The following is a 26662-nucleotide window of genomic DNA, read 5'->3' as shown; positions in this document are numbered from 1 at the left end:
TTTTCTAATTTACACACGAATTTCATCAATTTTAACCAATAAAAAAACCAAATACAAAAGTATTTGGTTTTTTATTTAAAAGCATGTCTTTACTTAGTAAAAATACTCATTTGATTCTGCCGGTGTTGTTCCGTCTTTTTTGAAATTCGTGATTTTTGTCGGAAAATTATTTACATCATATACAATTTCGCTTTTGTATACATTTGCTGTTTGATTTAAATAAGATGCTGTATACTTAACAATATTGTTCACTGAGCTATATATAGAACCTTCACCTTCACTATGGTCTATTAGCAAATTGAATCCTGTAATATTTTTGTATGGATTGTTTTTATTATCATATTCATATTCAGCTGTAAATACACTACCCGTTTCTGACTCTGTTTGAACACTTTTAACTAGATTTCCGTTCGCAAAAGTTAACACCTCAGAATAAATACTTTTTGTTTCTGCTCCTGTAGTGCCATCTATTGAATAACGCTCTCTTTTTACTGTTCCATCTGCGTTATGTGTAAATACTATTCTACTTTTATATTGACCATTAGGAAATGCCGTTGAAAAGCCTTCTGCATATGTAGATTCTGTAAGCTTTCCGTTAGTATATTTATAAGTCGTTATATCACTAATGATATCTTTACCACTTTCTGTATCATAATTAATTTCTTTTACCACAAGATTACCCTCATAAGTATAGTCAGATCTTCCTGCCTCATCTTTCATGCTTACAATTTTAGTACCATTGTAAGTTGCTACATACGTAGAATTGTCTGAAGGATATGCTACACTAGAATATTTAATTGTTTTTGGCAAAATAGCAGTTCCCTCTTGATTATCATCACTTGAACAAGATGTTAAAACTAGTACTAAAGCACTAAAAAGGCATAAAATTTTTTTCATTTTGACTTGGTTAAATTTATTATTGGCGCAAACGTACTACATTTAAAAGCCAAAACCTTACGGGATTCCACATTAAAATATACCAAACAACGCAAACATTTTTTAAAATACTAATAACAAGCAATATGCAAACTGTAATTAAAAAAAAAAATATCAAAAAGCTTTTTCCATATTTTTTATTTTCAGCAATAAAAAAACCAAATACTAAAAGCATTTGGTTTATCTAAATTTAAATATCAGTTGGAATTAATAAGTATATTCAATTTCATATTCAATATTCTTACCTCCTCCATCAAATGAAGTATTTCTTGTTGGATAATTATTCTCGTTATAAATGTATGTTGTCACATAAACAGCTGCGTTAGGAAACTCAGATGAAGTCTTTATTGTTTTTACAATATTATTCTTTGCAAAACCATCAACTTCATTTAATAATAAATTGAATCCTGCTATATTTTTTAAAGGATTGTTTTTAGCATCATATTCATAAACCCATCTTTCTGTTACAGAACTGAATTTTTGCTCATCCTTAACCAGATTTCCCTCTTTATATGTCAGCTTTCCTTCACTGTTTTTAGTTTCTGCTTTAGTGTCTTTATCAACTGAATAGTCTACATAAGAAATAACTTCGTTTGAAGTATGAGTAAAGACTACTTTCTCAATGTAATACCCACTTGGATATTCTGCAGTGAAATCTTCTCTTATTACTTTCGTTTTAAGCTTTCCGTTTTCATACGAATATGAAACTTCTTCATTTTTTGTTTCTTTCCCGCTCTGATCTACATCAAAAACTTCTTGCTTAACAATTGTATTTCCATCATAAGTAAATACTGCTTTTGAACCATTACTTACAAGGCTAACTATTTTATTTCCATTATAGGAAGCCGTTTGAGTAACATTTGTTCCTAATTGTGGAGAAGGATAAATGTGCGAGAGGGTTTTAGGGAGTGTCGAATCAATTTCTTCAGTAGAAGGTTTTTCATCACTAGAACATGATGATAGCAGTAATGCTAGAGCACCAAAAAGCCATAATTGTTTTTTCAAAATTGAGAGATTAAGTTATTTTTTTTCAAAATTAAGAAAGCCAGAAGCATTTGCAACTGGCTTTTATAATATTTAATAGATTTGTTCCAATTTTAATAAAAATATTCAGTATTCCCTAAACTATCAGATCCTGTATCAACCTCTTTTGTTGGGTATCCAGCTTCATTGTAAGTAAAAGTGCTTTTTGTCCACAAATCACCATCTGAATTGTCTGTTAATATATTGAATTTAACACCATTTCCTTCTCCATCAACAAATGCTATTTTATCCATTCCTAAAATATTCTTTGTTGGATTATTTTTATCGTCATAAGTATATTTGTGATTTGGTGAGTTAGAGCTTATAATTTCGCTTATCTCACCATTTACAAATTTAATTGTAGCTGTTCCTGATTGAACAGTTTGAGAAACATCGTTTCCTGAATATCCTTTTACTGAAATTGTACCATCTGTATTATAAGTATAAACTTCTTTATATCCTCTTAGTACCGGTTCTCCATCCTCATCTTCATATTCAACTCTTACGAAAGTTGATAACTTTCCATCAGTAGCATAAGTAAAAGTATTTACTTGTTCTGATTTTCCATTAGGAAGCTTGAAATCAATTTTTGTAATTAAATCTCCTGTATAAGTATAATGCAGATTGAAAAATCCGGTATTATCTGTTACACTTACTATTTTGTTACCGTCGTACTTATAATCAACAGTAGCTTTATCACCATCTGGGCTTGTGATAATGGTTTTCTTAAGTAAAACAAGATCTGACGAATTTGAATCATCGCTTGAACAAGATGTTAAAATTAGTGCTAAAGCACCAAAAAGGCATAATAATTTTTTCATTTTGATTTGGTTAAAAGTTTTTAATGTTGCAAACGTAGTACAGCTAAAAATCAAAACCTTACGGGATTCCACATCTAATGCAAATTGTTACGATTAATTTATTAATCCTCAAATTTCAAACTAACTAAATAATATAAACCGAATAAGAAATTTAGCTAAGACATATATTGCTTAAAGCACTAATGATTCACCTGTAAAAAATTTACATTTTTAATAACAAAAACCATCTCTACAAACTAAAACAATTCCTTATTTTTGCATCTTCCATTTTTTTAAAATCTTATATGAAATTATTATATACTTACATTGTCAAGCATAAATTGTTATTGTTTTTTGCTTTGATTATGGCTACTATCAACATTTGTTTCAGTTTGTCAGACTCAGTAATTACCGGAAAATTGATGCAGGATTGCGGGGTTGGTCTGGCAAAATATAAAGGAAACGAAATCGGATTTATCAAATCATTATCTTTCTGGCTTGGGCTTTCGCTTGGCGCAGCGATGATTTCGAGAATCACCAAAAATTTTCAAGATTATTTTACCAATGTTGTCATTCAGCGCACTGGAGCTCAAATGTATACAGACGGAATTAAAAAATCACTTGATCTTCCGTATGCTGAATTTGAAGATCAGCGAAGCGGTGAAACTTTGAGCAAACTGACAAAAGTTAGAATTGATTCCGAAAAACTGATTACACTCTCCATTTCGTTAATTTTTCAAACTATCATTGGTTTCATTTTCGTAATAGTTTATGTTGCCAGAATCGATTTTAGAATCTCTCTTATCTTTTTAGTTACAGCACCTATTATTGCTTTGATTAGTTTGTATTTAGGTAAAAAAATCAAAATCGTTTCTAGAAAGATTGTGAATCAAACTAATGCTCTTGCAGGTTCTACGACTGAAAGTTTACGAAACATCGAGTTAGTAAAAAGTCTTGGTTTAACATATCAAGAGGAAAAACGTCTGAATTTAAACACTTTTAAAATTCTTCAATTAGAATTGGAAAAAATCCGTTTTATCAGAAGTTTGAGTTTTATTCAAGGAACAACCGTTCATTTCTTGAGAACTTGTGTTGTTTTTTCGCTTTATTATTTCTTATTCGGAGGAAAAATTATTGTTGGTGATTTATTGACAATGGTATTTTTTACTTTCTTTATTTTTGGCCCTTTACAGGAATTAGGAAACTTCATCATTGCTCTGAACGAAACAAAAGTTTCTATGGAAAACTTCAAAAATTTATTGAATGCTCCAAAAGAATTTCGCCCAAAAAGTCCTAAACATATCGGTGCAATTCAGAAACTGCTTTTTGAGAATGTTAGTTTTCAACACAAAACAGCCAAATTTAAAGCGGTTGAAAATATTAATTTCGAAATCAAACAAGGACAAACAGTCGCCTTTGTTGGTCCATCAGGATCTGGAAAAACAACTTTGGTAAAATTGTTAGTCGGATTATACACTCCCGCTGAAGGTCAGGTTTTATATAACGATATTGATTCTACAGATGTTGATTTATTAGATTTAAGAAAACAGCTTGGATTTGTAACACAGGATGCTCAATTATTCTCAGGAACCATTCGCGAAAACTTATTATTCGTTAAACCAAATGCAACCGACGAAGATTTATATGATGCCCTAAAAAGAGCCAGCTGTGATAAGCTTTTAAGACGTGCAGAAGATGGTTTAAACACTACAATCGGAGAAGGCGGAATCAAAGTTTCTGGCGGTGAAAAGCAACGTTTATCTATAGCCAGAGCAATCTTAAGAAATCCGAATTTATTGATTTTTGACGAAGCAACTTCTGCTTTGGATTCGATTACCGAAGAAGAAATTAATGATACGATTAGAAATATCTCAGACAAAAACAGAATTACAGTTTTAATTGCACACCGCTTGTCAACCGTAATGCATGCCGACATAATTTTTGTTTTGGAGCAAGGTAAAATCATCGAACAAGGCAAACACGAAGATTTAATTGTGGAGAAAGGATTGTATTATGCTATGTGGCGCCAGCAAATTGGGGAACGTAAATAGTTTTTTTTAAGCTACTAAGATGCTAAGGCCTTAAGTTGCTAAGTTTTTGAATTGCCTCCTGCTTTAGCTGGAGGATAAAAGTTTTATAAATAAAGGCTTTAGCCAAACTGTTATGTTTGGCTAAAGCCTTATTCTTAAATTATACTTTTCATCCAGTTAAAGCTAGACGCAATTGAATTTCAATATTTGTCATATCGACTAAGGAGAAATCTTCTCAAGTAACTCCACGACAAAAAGCCAATCTTTATAGAGCTACTTGTGAAGATTTCTCCTTTGTTAAGTGATATAAAATGAGGAAAAACAAAAAAGCCAAATACAATATATATATTTGACTTTTAATGATTATTATAATCTGTGACTACAAATTGAATGTAATTAATATTTTATTTCTTGCATTTTATGAAGAACTTTTTGGCCTCCTTCATATTCCAAAAATTCACGTGAACTTATAGGATACCCATTCGAATCATAAATATATTCTACTGGTAAATAATTTTTTATATTATTTCCATAATCTATTGTCGTATTTATAACATTATTCGAAGTTGAAAACCCTTCATGGTTAAGTAATAAATTAAATCCTAAAACATCTTTAAAAGGGTTATTTTTAGAATCATACTCATATAAATATAGCAGGTTAGAACTAACTGTTCCATTTGGATAAACTATTGGTTCGCTTTCTTTTTTGATCAGATTTCCATTTTTATAATAGCAAATAAAATATTCATATTCGTCCCTAGCACTTAACCCATTTCCCTTTGACGTTTTTATTTCTTCAAAAACTGTTCCATCAGAATTATATGAATATTTAATTATTTTCATTGTTACGCCATTAGGCCCTACTGTATGAGGTATAAAAGTGGAAGAAGCTAATTTGTTATCAACATATGTATAATTAATTTCATATACATCAGTGCTTTTTCCATTTATAGGATCAAGATGGCTACCCTTTTCTTTAACAATTACATTCCCTTCATAAATGTATTCCGTTTTTGAACCATTAGTAGTAGATGTAGCACTTACAATTTTATTGCCGTCATAAACATATGCAACAATTTCTGCAAAAATATCATCACTAGTATGGTCGGCTGAAGTTAAACTTTTTGGTAAAATAAGAACTTTTTGCTTAGAATCATCAGAAGATTTTTCATCAGAACTGCAAGAAGTAAAAACAAACGAAATGGCTGTAAATAAATAAAGTAATTTTTTCATGGTTATTTCTAATTAAATTTTAACCAAAAATAAATGTCCAAACCAAAACACACTGTAGATTAAAACCTTTGATAAAGGTAGTTTTTGTACTACGAAAAGAACACAAAAAAACCCTTTTAAATTTAGAACTTTAAAAGGGTTGAAAATAATTTATATTTATCTTCTTACTTCACAAACTCAACTGCTTTAGCAAGCGCCTCACCAATTCCGTCAACATTTTTACCTCCTGCGGTTGCGAAGAAAGGTTGTCCTCCTCCTCCACCTTGGATATATTTCCCTAATTCGCGAACTACTTGTCCAGCGTTTAAGTTTTTGCTTGCTACAATTTCTTTAGAAACATAGCAAGTCAACATTGGTTTTCCTTCGTGAGCTGTAGCCAAAACAACAAATAAATCGTTATATGAATTTCCTAACTCGTAAGCTAAATCTTTTGCTCCCTCAGGATTTAAATCAACTTGTTTAGCTAAGAATCGAACTCCGTTAATTTCTTGTAATTCTTTAGCCAAATCAGCTTTCATATTTTTAGCTTTATCTTTCAATAAAACTTCTAATTGTTTTTTCAATTGAGCATTTTCGTCTTGCAATGCTTGAATCGCTTTTACTGGATCTGGAGCATTTTTTAGCACTTCTTTGATTTCTCCGAAAGAAATTGCCTGAGACTCAAAATATTCTTTTGCTGCTTCGCTCGTAATTGCTTCAATTCTTCTAATTCCAGCCGCAACAGCTCCTTCAGAAATGATTTTAAAGTGCCAAATGTCAGATGTATTAGCAACGTGAGTTCCTCCGCATAATTCGACAGAATCTCCGAATTTAATGGTACGAACTAAATCGCCGTATTTTTCGCCGAACAAAGCAATTGCACCATCTTCAAGAGCTTGATCTTTTGGAATTGCTCTTTTCTCAATTAATGGCAAACTCTCACGAATCCTTGCATTTACAAAGTTTTCAACCTCTAATAACTCCTCATCCGTAACTTTAGCAAAATGAGAAAAGTCAAAACGAAGTGAGGCATTACGAACCATCGAACCTTTTTGCTCGATATGCGTTCCTAAAATCTTACGTAAACCTTGGTGTAACAAGTGCGTAGCCGAGTGGTTTGAAGAAGTTTTAGCTCTTTGAATCGCATCAACAACAGCATTAAACGTTCCTGTAAGATTCTCTGGCAATGATTTTGCCAAATGTACCGTTTGGTTGTTTTCTTTTTTAGTATCGATGATATAAATAATATCTCCGTTTTGCGCTTCTAAATATCCTTTATCTCCAGTTTGTCCTCCGCTTTCTCCATAAAATGGGGTTGCATTGAAAACCAATTGGAAAATCTCTCCATCTTTTACACTTTCAACTCTTCTGTATTTCGTGATTTTAACTTGTTGTGATAATCTATCATAACCAACAAATTCCTGAACATCATCTTCAACAATTACATGCCAATCTCCAGCAGTTACCTTAGAAGCTGCACGAGATCTTTCTTTTTGCAATTGCAATTGTTCTTGGAATCCTTTTTCATCCAATTTCAATCCTTTTTCTGAAAGAATCAAAGCGGTTAAATCGATTGGGAATCCGTAAGTGTCATACAATTCGAAAGCTTTTTTACCATCGATTGTATCTCCTGTATTATTTAAAATTACAGCATCCAAAAGAATTAATCCCTGATCTAATGTTCTTAAGAAAGAATTTTCTTCTTCACGAATGACATTTGAACAAAGCGCTTTCTGCGTTCTGATTTCTGGGAAAGAATCTCCCATTTGCTCGCTTAAAGTTTCTACCAATTTATAGATAAAAGCTTCTTTAGTATTTAAGAAAGTGAATCCGTAACGAATTGCACGACGCAAAATTCTTCTGATTACATATCCAGCACCAGTATTAGATGGCAACTGACCATCTGCAATAGCAAAAGCTACCGCACGAACGTGATCTGCAATAACACGAATCGCAATATTTATTTTTTCTTCCTCTTCGTTTGAAGCTTTTACAGTATACTTTGCACCCGTAATCGTTTCGATCTCTCTAATCAATGGCATGAAAACATCGGTATCATAGTTTGATGTTTTTCCTTGCAATGCCATACACAAACGCTCAAATCCCATTCCGGTATCTACGTGCTGTGCAGGAAGTTTTTCTAGAGAACCATCCGCTTTACGGTTGAATTCCATGAATACATTATTCCAGATTTCAACAACTTGAGGGTGATCATTATTCACTAAGCTTTTTCCTGAAACTAAAGCTTTTTCTTCTGCAGAACGTAAATCAACGTGAATTTCAGAACAAGGTCCGCATGGTCCTTGATCTCCCATTTCCCAGAAATTATCTTTTTTATTTCCTAAAATAATTCGGTCTTCGTCTATTAATTCTTTCCATAAATCCCAAGCTTCTTGGTCAAACGGAACATTATCTTCTTTACTTCCTTCAAAAACAGAAACATAAAGATTCTCTTTTGGAATTTTATAAACTTCCGTCAATAATTCCCAAGCCCAGCTGATAGCTTCTTTTTTGAAATAATCACCAAAAGACCAGTTTCCTAACATTTCAAACATAGTATGGTGGTAAGTATCAATACCAACCTCTTCAAGATCATTATGTTTTCCTGAAACACGAAGACATTTTTGCGTATCGGCTATTCTTTTACTTTTTGGAGTTCCGTTCCCTAAGAAAAATTCTTTAAACTGGGCCATTCCCGAGTTATTGAACATTAAGGTTGGGTCGTCTTTAAGGACAATAGGAGCCGATGGGACAATTGTATGCCCTTTACTCTCAAAAAAATCTAAAAATTGTTTACGTACGTCTTGTGATTTCATATTTTAATTAGAAAATGTATCAGTTTAATGTGTCAATTTGAAAATTAGACAATTAGATAATTGTTTCATTTGATAATACGTTAAGTTTTTAAAATGAAATCAAAAAACTTATATTATAAACAATAAATTGTCTATTTTGCGCATTATCTAATGATAAAATAGCCCCAATATCTAATCATTAATTCTTGTAAAAATAACGTCGGACTACTGAAACATTTTACAATATTGTTCGTCTAACTTATTTTACAAGCTGCAAAAATAGCGTATTTTAAAATATGGCGAAAGTAAAATATTATTACGACTCAGAAAATCTGGCTTATACGAAAATAAAAACCAGAAAAAGAATAAAAATTGGTTATGCATTCCTGTTTTTGTTGGCTTCAGCTCTATTTGGATTTTTAGTTTTTGTCCTTTTAATAAACACTCCTTATTTTGAAACCCCAAAAGACCGTTTACAAGCGCGCGAAATCGAAAATTTAAAACTGCAATATGCTATTTTGAATAAAAAATTGGACGAAATTGATGAAGCAGCAGATGCGCTAGAAGAACGTGACAATAATATTTATCGCGTTTATTTTAACAAAACTGAAATTCCAGATTCTATTAGAAAAGCTGGTTTTAAAAATTCTGACAAATATAAAGTTTTAGAAGGATACAATAATTCTCAACTGGTTTTAAACACCACAAAAAGAATTGATAAACTTTCAAAGGAATTGGCAATTCAATCGAAATCTCTCGATGATATTTTGAAATTAGCTGGAGCTAAAGAAAATTTATTGTTGGCAATTCCTGCCATTCAGCCAGTCCGAAATGAAAATTTAAAACGTGTCGCGTCAGGTTTTGGATACCGTATCGACCCTTTCACGAAAGTGCGAAAAATGCACAACGGAATGGACTTTACCGCCAATACAGGCGCTCCGATATATGCAACAGGAGACGGCGTTGTAGACAGAGCTGACAACACTGCCTCGGGATATGGAAATCATGTTGTGATCAGGCATGGTTTTGGATATGAAAGTTTGTATGCGCATTTAAGCAAATACAACTGTCGCCCAGGACAGCATGTAAAACGTGGTGATGTTATTGGTTTTGTTGGAAGCACAGGAAGATCTGAAGGTCCGCACTGTCATTATGAAGTTCATAAAGACGGAAAAGTGGTAAATCCGCTGAATTTTTATTATGGAAATATTTCGGCTGTAGAATATATCGCGATTTCGCAAATGGCAAACCAAGAAAACCAATCATTAGATTAATAGTACAAAAAATACTATTTTTGAAGTAAAATAGAAAAAACGAACCATGCATATTGAACTTTCTAAAGACAAAAGATATTACAGTATTGGCGAAGTTGCCAAAGCTTTTAATGTCAATGCTTCGTTGATACGATTTTGGGACAGTGAATTTGACATTCTAAAACCTAAAAAAAATGCCAAAGGAAATAGAATGTTCACACCAGAAGACATTACCAATCTTCAATTGATCTATCACTTGGTAAAAGAAAGAGGATTTACGCTTGAAGGCGCTAAAACACACTTAAAAGAGGGTCAGAAGAAAACGTTAGATAAATTCGAAATAATACGTAAATTAGAGTCGATTAAAACGCAGCTGAACGACATAAAAAACGAATTGTAATTAAAAATAGAAATAAACTAAAATCAAAACAAATATGAAAAAGTGGTTAATCCCTGTAGGAATTATTGTAGTATTTATTGCTATTATCGCATTTTGGTCGATTGGTATAAAAAATACTGGGTTAAAATATAATCAAGCAGTTAATAAAGAGTGGGGAAATGTTGAAACAGCTTACCAAAGACGTAATGACCTTATTCCAAATTTAGTGAAAACAGTAAAAGCAACTGCTGATTTTGAAAAAGGGACTCTAACTGCGGTAATTGAAGCTCGTGCTAAAGCTACTTCTGTAACAATTGATCCAAGCAATGTTACACCAGAACAATTAGAACAATTCAATCAGGCACAGAGTGGTGTTTCTTCATCTTTATCTAGATTATTGGTTACCGTTGAAAAATATCCTGAATTAAAAGCTACAGAAAGTTTCCAAAAATTACAGGATGAATTACCAAGTACTGAAAACCAGATCTTAACAGCAAGAACTCGTTTTAATGAAGCTGTACAAGAATATAATGGATACATCTTATCTATACCAAACAAATGGTTTTTAGGAGAATATAAAGAGAAACCATATTTTAAATCAGTTGCTGGCGCAGATAAACCAGTTGATATTGATTTTAATAAATAATTAATCTGACTAAAATTTCAGACTGTAAGTAAATCAAACTCTAAAATCATTTTCATGTCAAAAGTAGAAGATTTTTTAACCAAAGAAGAGGAGAAAGAAATTGTTGAAGCTATTCGCATGGCTGAAAATAATACTTCTGGCGAAATTAGAGTACATATAGAAAAAACAACTTCTAAAGTCCATTTTGATAGGGCTTTAGAAGTTTTTCATGAATTGCGAATGGATGAAACTAAACTGAAAAATGGCGTATTGCTCTATTTTGCAGTTGAAGACAAAAACTTTGTAATTTGTGGAGACAAAGGAATTAATGATTTGGTAGCCAATGATTTTTGGGATTGCACCAAAGACATTATGATCAATCATTTTAAAGCTGGAAACTTCAAACAAGGAATTGTTGATGGTATTTTGAATGCCGGAGAACAGCTTAAAAAATATTTTCCTTCTCAGGAAGATGATGTAAACGAATTATCTAACGAAATCTCAAAAGGATAAATAATGAAAAATTCCAAAATTAAAATCCCAAATTCTAATAGAATTTTTCAGATTACCTTTTTGTTTATCGCATTATTTATTAGCAATGCTATTTTTGCGCAATTTGAGATTCCGCCAAAGCCAAGTTTTCAGACTTCTGTTTACGATTATGCTAACGTTTTAAGCTCTACGGAGAAAGCGCAATTAGAAGAAAAGCTAATCCGCTACTCTGATTCGACTACCACTCAAATTGTTGTTATTACAATTGAAAGTTTAAAAGGAGAAGATGTAAGCCAGTTAGCAACAAAATGGGGACAAACTTGGGGAATTGGAGGAACTAAGGAAGACGATAATGGCGTTGTCATTCTTTTAGCTAAAAATGAGAAGAAAATTGCCATCAATCCGGGTTACGGTCTTGAAGATCGTTTAACGGCTGGTATTGGCGGAACAATCATCAGAAACATTATTATTCCAGAATTTAAAGCAGGCAGTTTTTACAACGGTCTTGATAAAGGAACTGATGCTATTATTGATGTTTTTAAAGGAAAATTTAAAGGCGAACGCAAACAAATTAAAGGACAAGACTTTCCTTTCCTACCCTTTATTGTAATTGTTGTAATAGTTTTAATTTTACTTTCTCGAAACAAAAGAGGCGGTGGAGGCAATTCGGGTAACAATGGGGGCGGCGGTCCTAGCCTGCTTGACGTTATTATTCTGAGTAATCTTGGAAGAAGTGGCGGAGGTGGATTTGGAGGCTTCGGTGGCGGATCATCTGGCGGTGGCGGTGGCTTCGGCGGCGGATTTGGCGGTGGAGGTTTCTCTGGAGGAGGATCTAGCGGAGGCTGGTAATTAAATTTTGCTTCCTATTTTAAGTTTTGTTTAAAGTTTCAAGTTATCTTTGAAAATATTTTAGTTTCAAAATTTAATTCATAATTTATAATTCACAATTCATAATTAAAAATATAGATGTTATCACATAAAGCAAAATACGCCCTTAAGGCCTTACTTTATTTAGCAGAACAAGACGAAAATCACATTTCTAGAACAGTGGAAATTGCTGAAGGGGCAAATATTCCTAAAAAGTTCCTAGAACAGATTTTGTTAGATTTAAAACGCGGTCGTTTTGTGAGCAGTAAGCAAGGAAAATTTGGTGGATATTATCTGATAAAGTCTAAAAACGATATTACTTTGGCAGAAATTCACCGATTATTTGACGGTGCAATTGCTCTTTTGCCATGCGCTTCTTTAAATTTTTACGAGCCTTGCGCTGATTGTAAAACCGAGTCTGAATGCAGTCTGCGTCACGGTCTTATGCTTATCAGAGACAAAACTTTGAAGGCTATGGAAGGCATTACAATCGCTTCATTGGTCAAGAAATAAAAAAATATTTTCTAAATCCTAGTAAATCGATAGAATTAATTATATATTTGCCAAAAATAATTAACTAATCATTTACAAAATTTTAACTCATGAAAGTACATTCTAGTAAATCAGGTGGAAAAAATCTTTTGCAAAAAAACCATAATTATAAATTCACAAGTTTAAATACTGCTTCATTTATGATGTGTATGTGTTGGTAAAAAAAATTTAAATTTAAATTCTACTAATCACATATACTTAATATAAAAATGAAAACATCTTTAAAAAATATATTTACAATACTTGCAGTTTTAACGTTCTCAATCTCATTCGCACAAAAAATTGAAGGGGTTATTACAACAGATCAAAATATTCCTTTAGAAGCAGCCAATGTGGTAATTAAAGGAACAACTTTTAGCACAATAACAGATTCTGAGGGAAGGTTTTCTATAGAATCACAAGGAAAATTACCGCTTACACTTTTAGTTCAATATATTGGTTATAATACTGCTGAACTTGAAATTACAGCTATACCAGCTTCGCCGTTATTGGTCACTTTACGTGAAGAAAATAAACTTGTAGAAGTTGTAGTTTCTTCAAGAAGAAGAATCGAAAAAGTACAAGATGTGCCGATCGCGGTTTCTGTTGTTACAGGAAAACAAGCAGAACAAGCTGGTGCATTTAACGTAAACCGAATTAAAGAATTAGTTCCTTCTGTTCAATTGTATTCTTCTAATCCAAGAAATACCGGAATCAACATTAGAAGTTTAGGTTCACCTTTCGGACTTACAAATGATGGTATCGATCCTGGAGTTGGTTTCTACGTTGATGGTGTTTACTATGCACGTCCGGCAGCGACTACATTAGATTTTATCGATGTAGAACAAATCGAAGTATTACGTGGGCCACAAGGTTCTTTATTTGGAAAAAATACTACTTCTGGAGCTTTTAACATCACTTCTCGCAAACCAAGTTTTACATCAGGTGCCGATTTTGAGCTTAGTTATGGAAATTATGCCTTTTTACAAGCCAAAGCGTCTATCACAGGAGCTTTAGGAAAAAAAGTGGCAGGCCGTTTATCTTTCTCAGGTACACAACGCGATGGTTTAATCGATAACGTTGCTACAGGAAGAGCAACCAATACTTTGAATAATCAAGGTTTTAGAGGACAATTATTATGGACTCCTACAGAAAATACAAATGTTACTTTTGCAGGAGATCTTACAACACAGCGTCCTGACGGATATGCACAGGTTGTTGCTGGTGTTGCCCCTACTCAAAGGGCTGCATACCGTCAGTTTGATGCTATTATTGCCGATTTAAATTACCAATTGCCAAGTTTAAATGCTTTTGACCGTAAAATAGATCACGATACTCCTTGGCGTTCTGGACAAGATTTAGGAGGGGTTTCATTAAATATTGACACCAAAATTGGAGGAGGAACACTAACTTCTACAACTGCTTGGCGTTTCTGGAACTGGGATCCGTCTAATGACAGAGATTTCACAGGATTACAAGTTTTAGCTAAATCTCAAAATCCAACAAGACAAACACAGATTACACAAGAGATTCGCTACGCAGGACAATTAACATCAAAAATTAGCGGTGTTGGGGGAGTATTTTTTATTGATCAAACTTCTCAAACAGATGGTACAGAAGAATCTGGAAATGCACAATGGAGATTCTCTCAAAGCTCGACAAGTGCATTATGGAAAACTCCTGGTCTTTTTGAAGGATACGGAATCAAAACGGACGCGAGAATTAGAGCTTCGAGTGCTGCAGTATTTGGTCAGCTTGATTGGGCAGTTACAGAGAGATTCCATATTTTACCAGGTTTGAGATATAATTTTGATAAAAAAGATGCAAGTTATTCTCGTAAAACTTACGGAGGTCTTCAAACTACAGATCCTGCCTTATTAGCTTTAAAGAAATCAGTTTACTCTGACCAAGCCTTTGATTCTGACACAGATAACACAGACTTTTCTGGAAACTTGACGCTTACATATAAAGCATCAGACAAAATCAACGCTTACGCAACTTATGCTAAAAGTTACAAACCAGTTGGAGTTAACGTAGCTGGACTTCCATCAAACGCAGCAGGACAACCATTAACAGAACTTGCTGTAGTTAAACCTGAAAAAGTAAATCATTATGAAATTGGAGTAAAAACGTCTCCATTTAAAAATTCAATCTTCAACTTAACGTTCTTTAATACTGATATCAAAGATTTCCAAACTAATGTTCAGGCAGCTGAGCTTGGTGTAAATCGTGGTTATCTTGCCAATGCAGATAAAGTACGCGTAAGAGGTGCCGAATTGGATGCAAGTTTTGTTATCAATTCTCATGTAACGATTAATGGTGCTGCAACTTACACAGATGGTAAATATGTAAAGTTTACAAATGCACCACTTCCTTTAGAAGAAACTGGAGCTCCTGTAGCCTTCAAAGATGTTTCTGGAACTGAATTGCCAGGAGCTTCAAGATGGGCTGGTTCTCTTGGAGGCGAACTATCTGATCGTGCAAAATTCTTTGGAAATGCAGGGAAAATTTACTTCGCTGCTGATGGATATGCTCGTTCTGAATTTTCTTCAAGCCCTTCGGCTTCAAAATATTTAGTAGTTCAAGGTTATGCAATCTTCAATGCTCGTTTAGGTTTCCGCGCTACTCAAGGATTATCTATTCAAATTTGGGGAAGAAACCTTTTTAATAAAGATTACTATGAGCAATTATTGCCTGCAGGTGGAAACACAGGTCAATATGCTGGAGTACTTGGAGATCAAAGAACTTACGGAGTTACTTTTAAGTATTCACTGTAAGCGGTTAGTTAGTTTTAGTATTAAAAACGAGATGCATTTTAGAATGTGTCTCGTTTTTTTATTTTCACAAAAAAAATTACAAAACAGATTTTAAATTAATTAGGAATGAGATCATTTGTATAAATTCGCAGCCTGAATTTATAGCAATTGAACCGGATTTTTAAACTTACATTCGCTTTACTCTTTATTAATCAAATAATTACAGGGCAAAATCAAAGAAATATCGACCAGCAGACTCTGACTTGGATTCGATATTATAATATTTTCCCTTTGACTGAGAAATGGGCACTACATTCTGAGTTTGACAATCGAAGTTTTGTAAATCCTGTTCATGAAAACCTTTTTGTTATAAGATCTCAAGCTCGTTTTAGAGCAAATAAAATGGTTGAGTTAGGAGCTGGATTTGCTTTTTTTAGTGTAAATACTCAAAATCCATATATTGATCCTGATTATTCTGTTCCCGAATATAGAGGACAGCAAGACGTAACTCTGATTAATGATATTGCTAAAATTACTTTCCATAATCGTTTTCAGCTAGAAGAACGTTTCATTCAAAAAGCAGATAAAAGCGGTCTTCTGAACGACTTCTCTTATGCCTTTCGATTTAGATATCGTTTGCAATCCATGTTTACCCTTTGGGAAAAAGAAGGCAAAAGTATAAAAGGAACTATTTCTGACGAGATTTTATTCAATTTTGGAAAAGACAATCGCAGAAATACATTTGACCAAAACCGTATTTACGTTGCTTTACGTTATCATTTCAATCCAAATCTTGGTTTGGAATTGGGTTATTTAAAGAACTTTCAAAGACGCGCTAGCGGTGTAGATTTTTACGATCGTGATATTTTCAGACTTACGGTTTATCATCGAATTAATCGTAAAAAATTATAAATTATAAATTATGAGTTATGAGTTATGAGTTATGAGTTATGAGTTATGAGTTATGAGTTATGAGTTATGAGTTATGAGTTATGAGTTATGAGTTATACAAAAAATGCCGATCAAATTAAATTTGATCGGCATTTTTACAACCTTCGTAACTTTGTTCCTCTAAGCCTTTGAACCTCAAAAAAACTATGATCCTCTTTGCTTTCTTCCTTTTTTGCTTTCGGCAAAGTTTCCAATTTTATAAGCTAGAGAAAATATCACGTATCGTTTTAAAACCGTGTTTTCTTCATCACGAATAGACGTTGGCGAAATAGTTCTTGTCGCACTTTGATTCTGATTCAAAACATCATAAACCTTCACTTTCGCGTAAAGCTTTTTATCCAAAAATCCATAAGACAAACTTGTATTCCAAAGGAAAAAATCCTTTTTAAAATCGTCTGAAATGTTTGAATTATAAGTATATCCAAAATCATTTCCGAAAATTAAATTAGCCGGCCAATACGAAGTTGTCTGCATATTAATTCTATGAATTACATTTGAAGTCGCGTCTCTTGAAAAATTTTCATAACGTGTTTCGTTGTACGACAAACTATAAGATGGCGCAATCGAAAGAACTTCTCCATAATCGTAAGAAGCATAAACGCTTGGCGTAATTACAACCGATTTTGCATTATACATAACAGCATTTGTAAATCCTTTATCAAAATTATAATTACCGCTTAAACGCAAACCGTATCGAACTGTATGCGCATCTTTTTTAATCTGCTGATTCCAGTTTCCTCCAACCGAAGCCGAATAAGTTCCTGAAATATTCACATAAGTTGTGTTTCTTTTTCCGCTTTCATCATAAATAGAAGTCGAAACTATATCATTATTATAATAATCTCCTTTAAGAAATAAACTGTAGCCAGAACGCGTTCTAAAATCAAAATTTTTAAAATCTATACCTGCAGTATTTTTTTCAATCGGATTTAAGTTCGGGTTACCAATTACACTATTCAGTGGATTATTTAAATCTGCAACCGGCATTAATTGAGTCGCAGACGGAAGCGCATTAGAATAATCGTATTTAAAAGTTAAATTTTTAGAACGGTCAAATTTGTATCGAAGCTGAGCCCTTCCGTATGGAAGCATGTATCTTTTATTTAAATCGGTTGCTTGATTTAAGTAAAACGAATGATTATCAAACTCTACAATTGATGTTCTCGAATCGATGTTAAGCGAAAACTTGCTTTTCTGCCAAGTAATACCCACTTTTGGAGTAATCGAATTTTGTTCTGATGTTGTATAATTGGTCAATGCCAAATTCAAATCTGAATAATCTTGTGAGGCATCGTCAAAATTAAATGTCTTTTGATCGTTCATAGAACTCTGCCAGTCAAAATCGGTTCCAAAACGAACTCGAAGTGAATCTGTAATTGGCTCCGTATATTCTACATCAAACGAATAAGCATCACTTTTAGAAGTATTTTTTGCATTCTGATTTCTTTCATCATTTGGTTTTGCATCCTGATAAAAAATAGTCTCAGAAATATTAATTCCGTTCGAATCATTTTTAGTGTTATTGTTATTGAAAACTACACTTAAATTTCGAGATTTCTTTTCAAAAGTTTTATTGAAATTGATGCTATTCGCAAAACTCGTATTTGAACTTTCCGTATGCGATGTTGCTGTACTTTCGTTCAATGCATCGCCATTTTCATTTTCAGAAAAACTTGAAGAAGAAGAATTACTATTTGATTCCGACAAATTCAATCTAGGAGCAAAAACAATCTGCATCGTAGGATTTAATTTGTATTCTAATTCAAAATTGACGTTGTTTCCAGTATTTTCATTTCTCGTTTTAGAATCTGCTTCGGTCAAAATATTTCCTGTCGGCAATAAACTAAGCTGATTCGATTTGCTTTCGTTTTTAGTCACAGCATTTGTAAAGTTATAACTGCTCATAAACTCCAAATCTTTTGACCAATCGTCAGAATAATTAATTCCGGCCAAAGTAGACTGCGTAATTCCTTTTCCGCCACTGCTTGCGCCTTGATTGCCTCCTTTTGCATTTCTTCCGCCTCCCATATTATCAAAAACTTCATCCATAGAAAATCCGGTTGAGTTGATGTTATTTGAAGAAGCTAAAACACTAATTTTTTGTTTGTTTTTGAAGAAGTTCATCATCAAACTGCTTTCGTAGCGTTCGTCTGAACCATATCCGCCAAGGACTTTTCCAAAATATCCCTTGTTTTTCTTTTCATCAATTGTAATATTTATACTCGAATAATCTGAAGTCGATTCTTGTTTAGCAAGTTCTTCTTTTTTGGTTTTAAAATCAGAAACCTGAACTTTTTTAATAATATCAGCAGGGAGATTTTTAATGGCAATCGCTCCATCTTTGTCAAAAAATGCTTTTCCGTTGACTAAAACCTGATTGACTTCTCGCCCGTTTACGGTAATTTTTCCTGTATTATCGACATCAAAGCCAGGAAGTTGTTTCAGTAAAGTCTCCACATTTGCATCTGGACGCACTTTATAAGAACCTGCATTAAATTCTAAAGTATCTTTTTTAATTGTAATTGGCGGTGCTTCACTTTTAATTACTACTTCATTTAAAACATTTGCATTTTCAAGCATATACAATTTTCCAAAGTCTTTACTTTCTGTAAGTCCTTTTTGTTCTTCGTAATAAGCTTGATAGCCAGTATAATTTACTTTTAAGAAAACGGGTTTGTCATACTTTTTAGTATTGATAATAAAATTTCCGTTTTTATCGGTAGTAGCATATTCGATAATCGTAGAATCTTTTACAGCTGTAAAATAAACGGTGGCGAGCTCCAGCGGAAGCTGCGAATTAATATCTACTACAGTTCCTTTAATAACAATATTATTTTGGGCATTCGCCGAATAAATAAAAGCTAAAAACAATAGAAATGAATAAATCTTGGTCATAAAATTGGGTTAGTTAGATCAGTAAGACTAAAAAAAAGGCAAAAGGTTTAATTGTATTTTTTACATTTATTCAAATATAATGCCAATAAAAAGCTTGATCTTTTAATTATGTAGACGTAAAACATAAAAAAATCCCCTATTTGAGGGGATTCTTTTTTTATTTTTCTCTAATATAAATATCGATTGGAACTCCGGCAAAATCCCATTTCTCTCTGATTTTATTTTCAAGATATCTTTTATATGGCTCTTTAACATATTGCGGCATATTAGCAAAAAACACAAACTGAGGCGTTTGAGTTGGCAATTGCATGCAATATTTAATTTTCACATATTTACCTTTTGTCGCTGGTGGCGGATAGGCTTCAATCACTTTCAACATATACTCGTTGAATTTTGAAGTTGCAATTCTTTGTTTTCTATTTTCGAAAACCTGAACTGTAGCTTCAAGAGCTTTTAATAAACGTTGTTTTGTTAAAGCCGAAACGAATAAAATTGGCACATCTGTAAAAGGCATCAATTCTTTTTTGATTTTCTCTTCGTAATCACGAGTTGACATCGTATCTTTTTCAACCAAATCCCATTTGTTTACCAAGATTACAACACCTTTTCGGTTTTTCTCAGCCAACCAGAAAATACTCTGATCCTGACCTTCAAATCCGCGGGTTGCATCGATAACCAATATACAAATATCTGCATGCTCAATTGCTCTAACAGAACGCATTACAGAATAAAACTCTAAATCTTCTTTTACTTTTGCTTTACGACGAATTCCCGCAGTATCAACCAAATTAAATTCGAAACCAAAACGGTCAAATTTCGTATCAATTGCATCCCGAGTTGTTCCAGCAATATCTGTTACAATATAACGATCTTTACCAATCAAAGCATTGATAAAACTAGATTTTCCAGCATTCGGGCGTCCTACAACTGCAAAACGTGGCAAATCTTCTTTAACTTCAACTTCTGGTTTTTCAGGAAAAGCATCAATTAAAGCATCTAATAAATCTCCTGTTCCACTTCCTGAAATACTTGCGAAAGTATAATAATCTCCTAAACCAAGATTATAAAACTCAATCGCATCTTTTTCACGCATTGCGTTATCAACCTTATTTACAGCCAATAAAACTGGTTTTGTTACTTTACGAAGCAATTTTGCAACGGTTTCATCCATTGGCGTAATTCCTTCTTCAACATCAACCACAAAAATAATAACATCGGCTTCATCGATAGCAAGTTCAACCTGCTTACGAATTTCACCTTCGAAAACGTCATCAGACCCTCGAACGTATCCACCTGTATCAATGACAGAAAACTCTTTTCCGTTCCACTCGCTTTTACCATAGTTTCTATCACGGGTAACCCCAGATACTGAATCTACAATAGCTTCTCTTCTTTGTATCAGCCTATTAAACAGGGTCGATTTCCCCACGTTAGGTCTTCCTACTATCGCAACAATGTTATTATTCATTTTTGTTAATTTTAGATTTTAGATTTTAGATTTTAGATTTTTAATTACTTAAAAACCCAAACACTTGTAATCCAAAATGCTGTTTTTAAATTTTTTGCAAAGGTAGTTAAAAAAAGTTGCTGAGACGCTAAGTTTCTAAGTACCTAAGTTTTTTATATTTTTTAGTCGCAGTCGCAGTTTTCAGACTGAGACTGCGACTAAAAACTCTTTTTTATTGATTATATCCGAATCTCTTCAACATATTAGCATTGCTTCTCCAGTTTTTGTTCACTTTAACATAAAGTTCAATATGAATTTGTTTTCCAAAGAATTTCTCTAAATCAGCACGAGCATCTGTTCCAACTTTTTTCAAAGCTGCACCTTTATGACCAATAATAATTCCTTTTTGAGTTTCGCGTTCTACCATAATTACCGAACGGATTCTGATAATTTTTTCATCTTCGAAGAATTCTTCTGTTACGATTTCAACTGCGTATGGAATCTCTTTGCTGTAATTCAACAAGATTTTCTCACGAATAGTTTCGTTAACAAAGAAACGCTCTGGTTTGTCTGTTAATTGATCTTTAGGATAATAAGCTGGAGATTCTGGCAATAATTCGATAATTCTTCCAAAAACTTCCGGAACGTTGAAATTCTGCAAAGCCGAAATTGGGAAAATTTCTGCATTTGGCACTTTTTCTTTCCAAAAAGAAACTTGTTCTTCTAATTGCTCCTGATTTGAGTTATCGATTTTATTTAAAAGTAATAAAACCGGAATCTTAGCGTGGATGATTTTATTAAAAAAAGCTTCGTCTTTTAAATCCTGCTCTCCTATTTCGACCATGTAGATTAAAATGTCAGCGTCTTCAAAAGCCGACTTTACGAAGTTCATCATCGATTCCTGCATTTCGTATGCTGGTTTTATGATTCCGGGAGTATCAGACAAGACCAATTGAAAGTCTTCTCCGTTTACGATTCCTAAAATCCTATGACGTGTAGTTTGGGCTTTTGATGTAATGATCGACAATCGTTCTCCAACGAAAGCGTTCATTAATGTTGATTTTCCAACATTTGGATTTCCGATAATGTTTACGAAACCTGCTTTATGTGACATTTTTTGTTTTATTTATTTTGCAAAGGTAGTCATATCAAGTCAATACAGAAAATAAAACATTTTTTTAAGTTTTCGTTGGAAATGTAAAAAATCGGCGTATCTTTGCACCCGAAACATCGCGGGATAGAGCAGTAGGCAGCTCGTCGGGCTCATAACCCGAAGGTCACAGGTTCGAGTCCTGTTCCCGCTACTAAGACAAAAGCTTCAGAGAAATCTGAAGCTTTTTTTTATGAAATAAATTTAAAAAATAAAGGAAAAACAATAGTAATTACGGATAACCATAACAAAAAAATATCAATAACATATATTTTTGAACAAACAACAATGTTCAGGAAGTTTTTCCAAAATGTAAATTAATTTGAGAATTATGAAAAAAATAATTTTTCTGGTATTAGCAATTATCGTTGCGTCATGCAATAAAAAAGAAGGTATTAAATTTAAAAAAAGTGATTATGGAGACAAATGGCCATATTCAGTAAACGAAATTGAAGTTTATTGTAATGGTTATGATGAACTTTATTTCAAAGCAGATAATGGAAAAATCTATCCTTTAAATGGCGCTGCAAAAGGAGCTTCAAGAAATAACTCTCATATAAGTGACATTCAAGATATATGGCTTGATAATTCAAACTTACCTGGGACTAAGATAGCTTATCCGCAAGAATTTATTGACAAAGGTTTATTGTCATGTGAAAACAGAAACTAATTTTATTTTACTTGCTAAGATAAATAATTTTAAGATTTATAAATTCCGCTCAAAAATTCCAAATTATTACTTTCAACTTATTCTGTTCTCATTCAATCCCGTACTAAATGGCTACTGATAGATCTACAATTTGTGTAAAGGATTTTTTAGTGAATATAATTTCCAAAGTCCAAAATCAATGATTTATTGTCTGAATGAATAAAAAGAACTCTGACTAAACTTCCGTCTTTATTATCAATCAAGTATTCGTAACTAGTTACGTTCCATAAGTCAGTCAAATCAAAAATACTCTTTTTTATTTTTTCTACTAATTGATTTAGGTTTTCAAGATGATAATTACTTTTGAATACATCAGGAGCTATATTAAATGCAGATAAATGGTCAAGGCACCAAGAAAAATTCTCATTTATTCTCTCTTTGATCTTATCAACATCTTTTCTTGTGGGTTGAATCTTTTCTATGAAAAAAAATTCTGTACCGCTATTGTTTGGTGAAGGAAATATAAATCGATCTCGATCGTTCAATCTTTTGTCGATGCTAATTTTTATGTCGAGAATTGTTGGATTATATCCATCTGACAATACATTCAAAAAATCGGAAAACAAAAGAATTGAATTCTCTAATATTTTTGCCCGAGTAAATTCATCTTCATTAATTACCATATATCCATATTACAATTATATCTGCATTGCCCGTGCCATACTTCCTAAATCAAATATATTGATAATTCTATATCACTTCATTAAAAAGACTTCTAATTTATTGAATGTTTAGGATAACTTTTCCACTACTAAGAGAAAAAGCTTCAGATTTCTCTAAAGCTTTTTATTTTCTAAATTTTTATCGTGACTTTTATATTCTCTACATCAAAGCAATTCTTTTAATACCTTCTTACCATTTTCATTATCTGGATTTAGCTCAACAGATTTTTGATACATCTTAATTGCGTCATCTTTTTTGCCGCTTTGAAGCAATGCCTCGCCGTAGCTATCGTATATATTGGAGCTCTTTGGAAAAAGTAATGCCGCCGAAGCAAATGTCAACAGAGAATTTTCTGTTTTTTGAAGTCTCAGAAATTGATAACCCAGTCTATTAAAATCTCTTTCTGTTGCTTCGTAACTGTTTGGGTTTTTTAAACATTCGTCAATTAACTGATTTGCTTTTTCTTTATTTCCACTTTCAAGCAAATTCCCGTAAACTCTTGAAAGATTCTGAAGTGGCATTTTATAAGGCTTGTTATCAATTAATTTTAAAACTTCATTGGCTGTTGCAAAAACTGGACTAGCCGTATTGGATATTAAAATAACCGTTTCGTTTTTAGTAATATTATGCATCAAAAGAGAAGTAAGTCCAGTATTTAATCCATCATGAAAAACTATTTTTTCGTTACTCTCATTTGTGTATGTTTGCCAACCCAAACAATAAGCTATCTCTTTCTCTTCTGAGCGATAAGAAGCCGTTTTTCCATCATTAAGCTTGGCTGGTGTTAAAGCTTCTTCTAATTCTTGCTTGCCTAAAATCTGATAGCTGAACAATGCTTTTTGGTACTTCTGCAAATCTAAAGCTGTACTAACAATTCCGCCGCTTCCATAAAAATTACTTTTCTCATCTATTAAAAAAGTTTCTTTTAAAGTTTGAACATTCACTACATCCATCGAATAAAAGTTTGGATAAGTATACAATTCTACTTGATTCGCCGCTTTAAGTCTTCTATCCTTTGGGAGAAAAGAATCTTTCATGTTAACAGGTCCGAAAATATTTTTTTCCAGATAATCTCTAAAACTAATTCCAGCTATTTTTTCTACTATTAATGCCGCAAGACAAAAATTCACATTATTGTATTCCCATTTACTTCCTGGCGAAGATAAAAGTTGCACTTTATTATCTATTAATGCTGGTATAATATCTTCGTTAGAAAGAACTTTTTCTGGTTTTTCTTTTATCAAATTATCAAATAGACGATAATATTGTACTAATCCAGAAGTATGGTTTAGGAGGTGCCTGATGCTGACATTTGGATACGGAAAATCTAGAAGATATTTTTGAACTGGATCATCAATATTCAATTTCCCTTTTTGTTTGAGTTGCAGAATTGCTGTCGCGGTAAACGTTTTTGAGACCGATGCAATTGGAAATTGAGATTGTTCATTGATTTTTTCTTTCTTTTCGACATTAGAATATCCGTAAAAATTAGAAAAAACTTTTTGTTCCGATTTAGAAATTAAAACACTGCCATAAAAAACATTGTTTTTAGCAAGTGTTGAAAAGAAATCTTTTATCTCTTGTCCAGAGATTGTGCTTGTAAAAAGCAAAGCCGTAAAATAAAGAAATAATTGTTTGTTCATTTTGATTGATTAATTGATTGATTTTCACAACGAAAATAATGAAATATTATTACTACAATAAATTTATCTTGATCATTCCTTTTCTCATTCCGAGAAAATCGTCCTCAACGGAAATTTTACACTACAAATCTTCGATTTCCGACTATAATTTTCAATATTCAGCATCTTTAACAGCTTTTTACTCTGTTAAAATAATATTTTCTTAATTCTTGGCTTTCTATTAGCAGATGTTTTTCATAAATTTGCAGCTTTAAAATTCGTAGGTTTTGTTCCTCGTTATTCTAGGTTTGATTGCAGATTTCATTTAAGCCCACTAAAACATTAGAACAAACTTTAATTATATTATAACCGCAAATCAACACAATGCAAAACAAACACAACCCCCTAATCCTATTCTTTACCCTTTTAACTTTATTTTTTTCTGGTAATTTATTCGCTCAAAAAAGTGTCTATGCCGGAATCGAAATCGGACGTAGAGCTATAAAAGTTTCTGTTATTGATGTAAGCAATATCAGAAAAGCTGATTATAAAATTCTTTCTTTCTGGACTGAGAGAATTCCATTTGCTGACCATATTACTGCTAATGGAGAACTTACTGCAGAAGATATTACTAGAACTACTGTTACGGTTACCAATCAATTGCAGAAAATTAGATCTGAGAATAAACTTCTTGAAGAAAATATTTTTGTTGTAGCAGCTCCAGTTTTTTCGGGTGCACGCAACTTAGATGTTCTTAAAAACAAAATTGCTCTTTTAACTGGAAAACAATTAGAGGTTTTAGAGGTTAACGAAGAGGCAAAAACACTTGTTAAAGGTGCTATACCTCCTGTTGATTTTGCTACTGCTTTCCTTCTTGATATTGGCGCTCAAACTACTAAAGGTGGTTATATCGACGAACTTAAAGACGGTAAATTAGAGTTTATTCCTTTAGAACTTAGTTTCGGAACAATGACGCTTACTGATGCTGTAGAAAAAACAGTGGTAAATAAAAGTCAGGTAAACGATATGTCAACTTATCAGGAAAAATCTTTTGATTATAATGTAATTCTACGTAAAAAAACCAAAGAATTATTTAATGCTAATCCTCCTTTGGCAAAAAAGGATAAATTATACTTATCTGGTGGTGCGGTTTGGGCATTTTCTACTCTTTTTTATGATGAAAATGCTAATAAAGAACATTACGTTCCGTTAACTCTTCAGGATGTTATCGATTATGATGCTATCCTTAAAAACAACTTCAGTAAGTTTACAACTCTTGCAAAAACAAACAAAGAAGCTGCGAGAGTTTTAAGCACATACGACCAAAAATACCTGATTTCGGCAAACAACATTCTTGTAACTTGTCTTGAAAGTATTCCAGACTATGCAACAAAGAAAATTTACTTTGTAAAAGAAGGTCAAGTTATCTGGTTGATTTCTTATATTGCTGATCGTTCAAAAAAGATCAATACTAATTTCTAAGTATTTTCCTTTTCCCAAAATATCAAAAAAGCTTCAGAGAAATC

The 26662-nt window shown here is 32.7% G+C and carries 21 protein-coding genes and 1 tRNA gene; 12 read left to right on the top strand and 10 right to left on the bottom strand.

Annotated features, from left to right (window positions below):
• Positions 1–93: 93 nt before the first annotated feature.
• The 3 genes from QLQ96_RS09470 to QLQ96_RS09460 all read right to left on the bottom strand — a co-directional run bounded on the left by QLQ96_RS09470 (position 94) and on the right by QLQ96_RS09460 (position 2780).
• Complete coding sequence (locus QLQ96_RS09470; RefSeq protein ID WP_482496440.1) at positions 94–897, bottom strand: hypothetical protein; 804 nt, start codon at positions 895–897, stop codon at positions 94–96.
• Positions 898–1143: 246 nt separating this feature from the next.
• A complete protein-coding gene (locus QLQ96_RS09465; protein ID WP_482496439.1) occupies positions 1144–1941 on the bottom strand; it encodes a hypothetical protein in 798 nt (265 codons plus the stop codon).
• Positions 1942–2033: 92 nt separating this feature from the next.
• The gene (locus QLQ96_RS09460; protein ID WP_482496438.1) at positions 2034–2780 is read right to left on the bottom strand and encodes a hypothetical protein; all 747 of its coding nucleotides are present in this window, start codon (positions 2778–2780) and stop codon (positions 2034–2036) included.
• 284 nt (positions 2781–3064) lie between these two features.
• Here QLQ96_RS09460 and QLQ96_RS09455 point away from each other — a divergent pair, with 284 nt between their 5' ends.
• Complete coding sequence (locus tag QLQ96_RS09455) at positions 3065–4810, top strand: ABC transporter ATP-binding protein (RefSeq protein ID WP_482496437.1); 1746 nt, start codon at positions 3065–3067, stop codon at positions 4808–4810.
• Between the two features lie 375 nt (positions 4811–5185).
• Here the strand turns inward: QLQ96_RS09455 and QLQ96_RS09450 are convergent, their stop codons facing one another.
• Together QLQ96_RS09450 and alaS are read right to left on the bottom strand one after the other, a co-directional pair.
• On the bottom strand, positions 5186–6022 hold the full coding sequence (locus QLQ96_RS09450) for a hypothetical protein (protein ID WP_482496436.1): 837 nt from the start codon (positions 6020–6022) through the stop codon (positions 5186–5188).
• Between the two features lie 164 nt (positions 6023–6186).
• Positions 6187–8817: an alanine--tRNA ligase gene (alaS, locus tag QLQ96_RS09445; RefSeq protein WP_482496435.1), complete on the bottom strand. Its 2631-nt coding sequence runs from the start codon at positions 8815–8817 to the stop codon at positions 6187–6189.
• A gap of 275 nt (positions 8818–9092) precedes the next feature.
• Between alaS and QLQ96_RS09440 the strand changes: the two genes are divergently transcribed.
• From QLQ96_RS09440 to QLQ96_RS09405, 8 genes are all read left to right on the top strand, one after another.
• Positions 9093–10070 (top strand): peptidoglycan DD-metalloendopeptidase family protein, encoded by a 978-nt coding sequence (locus QLQ96_RS09440; RefSeq protein ID WP_482496434.1) that lies wholly within the window; start codon positions 9093–9095, stop codon positions 10068–10070.
• 46 nt (positions 10071–10116) lie between these two features.
• Positions 10117–10449: a MerR family transcriptional regulator gene (locus tag QLQ96_RS09435; RefSeq protein WP_012023968.1), complete on the top strand. Its 333-nt coding sequence runs from the start codon at positions 10117–10119 to the stop codon at positions 10447–10449.
• Between the two features lie 34 nt (positions 10450–10483).
• A complete protein-coding gene (locus QLQ96_RS09430) occupies positions 10484–11074 on the top strand; it encodes a LemA family protein (RefSeq protein WP_482496433.1) in 591 nt (196 codons plus the stop codon).
• Between the two features lie 54 nt (positions 11075–11128).
• A complete protein-coding gene (locus QLQ96_RS09425) occupies positions 11129–11566 on the top strand; it encodes a TPM domain-containing protein (protein WP_482496432.1) in 438 nt (145 codons plus the stop codon).
• Between the two features lie 3 nt (positions 11567–11569).
• Complete coding sequence (locus QLQ96_RS09420) at positions 11570–12394, top strand: TPM domain-containing protein (protein ID WP_482496431.1); 825 nt, start codon at positions 11570–11572, stop codon at positions 12392–12394.
• A 117-nt stretch (positions 12395–12511) separates the two neighbouring features.
• The gene (locus tag QLQ96_RS09415; RefSeq protein WP_379698057.1) at positions 12512–12925 is read left to right on the top strand and encodes an RrF2 family transcriptional regulator; all 414 of its coding nucleotides are present in this window, start codon (positions 12512–12514) and stop codon (positions 12923–12925) included.
• 248 nt (positions 12926–13173) lie between these two features.
• Positions 13174–15720 carry a TonB-dependent receptor gene (locus QLQ96_RS09410; protein WP_482496430.1) on the top strand — a complete coding sequence of 849 codons (2547 nt, stop codon included), beginning with the start codon at positions 13174–13176 and terminating at the stop codon, positions 15718–15720.
• A gap of 147 nt (positions 15721–15867) precedes the next feature.
• The gene (locus QLQ96_RS09405; protein ID WP_482496429.1) at positions 15868–16611 is read left to right on the top strand and encodes a DUF2490 domain-containing protein; all 744 of its coding nucleotides are present in this window, start codon (positions 15868–15870) and stop codon (positions 16609–16611) included.
• A gap of 183 nt (positions 16612–16794) precedes the next feature.
• Here QLQ96_RS09405 and QLQ96_RS09400 read toward each other — a convergent pair whose 3' ends face one another.
• The 3 genes from QLQ96_RS09400 to era all read right to left on the bottom strand — a co-directional run bounded on the left by QLQ96_RS09400 (position 16795) and on the right by era (position 22106).
• Positions 16795–19545: an outer membrane beta-barrel protein gene (locus QLQ96_RS09400; protein ID WP_482496428.1), complete on the bottom strand. Its 2751-nt coding sequence runs from the start codon at positions 19543–19545 to the stop codon at positions 16795–16797.
• A gap of 157 nt (positions 19546–19702) precedes the next feature.
• Complete coding sequence (der, locus tag QLQ96_RS09395) at positions 19703–21013, bottom strand: ribosome biogenesis GTPase Der (protein ID WP_482496427.1); 1311 nt, start codon at positions 21011–21013, stop codon at positions 19703–19705.
• A 211-nt stretch (positions 21014–21224) separates the two neighbouring features.
• Positions 21225–22106, bottom strand: a complete 882-nt coding sequence (gene era, locus QLQ96_RS09390; protein ID WP_095953592.1) for a GTPase Era — start codon at positions 22104–22106, stop codon at positions 21225–21227.
• Between the two features lie 117 nt (positions 22107–22223).
• Here era and QLQ96_RS09385 point away from each other — a divergent pair.
• Both QLQ96_RS09385 and QLQ96_RS09380 read left to right on the top strand, forming a co-directional pair.
• Positions 22224–22296, top strand: a tRNA-Met gene (locus QLQ96_RS09385).
• Positions 22297–22473: 177 nt separating this feature from the next.
• On the top strand, positions 22474–22812 hold the full coding sequence (locus tag QLQ96_RS09380; RefSeq protein WP_482496426.1) for a DUF2511 domain-containing protein: 339 nt from the start codon (positions 22474–22476) through the stop codon (positions 22810–22812).
• A gap of 146 nt (positions 22813–22958) precedes the next feature.
• Here the strand turns inward: QLQ96_RS09380 and QLQ96_RS09375 are convergent, their stop codons facing one another.
• Positions 22959–23474, bottom strand: coding sequence for a hypothetical protein (locus QLQ96_RS09375; RefSeq protein ID WP_482496425.1), 516 nt, complete (start codon positions 23472–23474; stop codon positions 22959–22961).
• Between the two features lie 204 nt (positions 23475–23678).
• Positions 23679–25157 carry a serine hydrolase gene (locus tag QLQ96_RS09370; RefSeq protein WP_482496424.1) on the bottom strand — a complete coding sequence of 493 codons (1479 nt, stop codon included), beginning with the start codon at positions 25155–25157 and terminating at the stop codon, positions 23679–23681.
• Positions 25158–25520: 363 nt separating this feature from the next.
• Here QLQ96_RS09370 and QLQ96_RS09365 point away from each other — a divergent pair, with 363 nt between their 5' ends.
• Complete coding sequence (locus QLQ96_RS09365) at positions 25521–26618, top strand: exopolyphosphatase (protein ID WP_482496423.1); 1098 nt, start codon at positions 25521–25523, stop codon at positions 26616–26618.
• The last annotated feature ends 44 nt before the right edge of the window (positions 26619–26662 follow it).

Source organism: Flavobacterium sp. B167r (assembly GCF_056824315.1).
The sequence above is the reverse complement of the archived record's forward strand: the minus strand, read 5'-3'. Positions and strand labels throughout refer to the sequence as shown.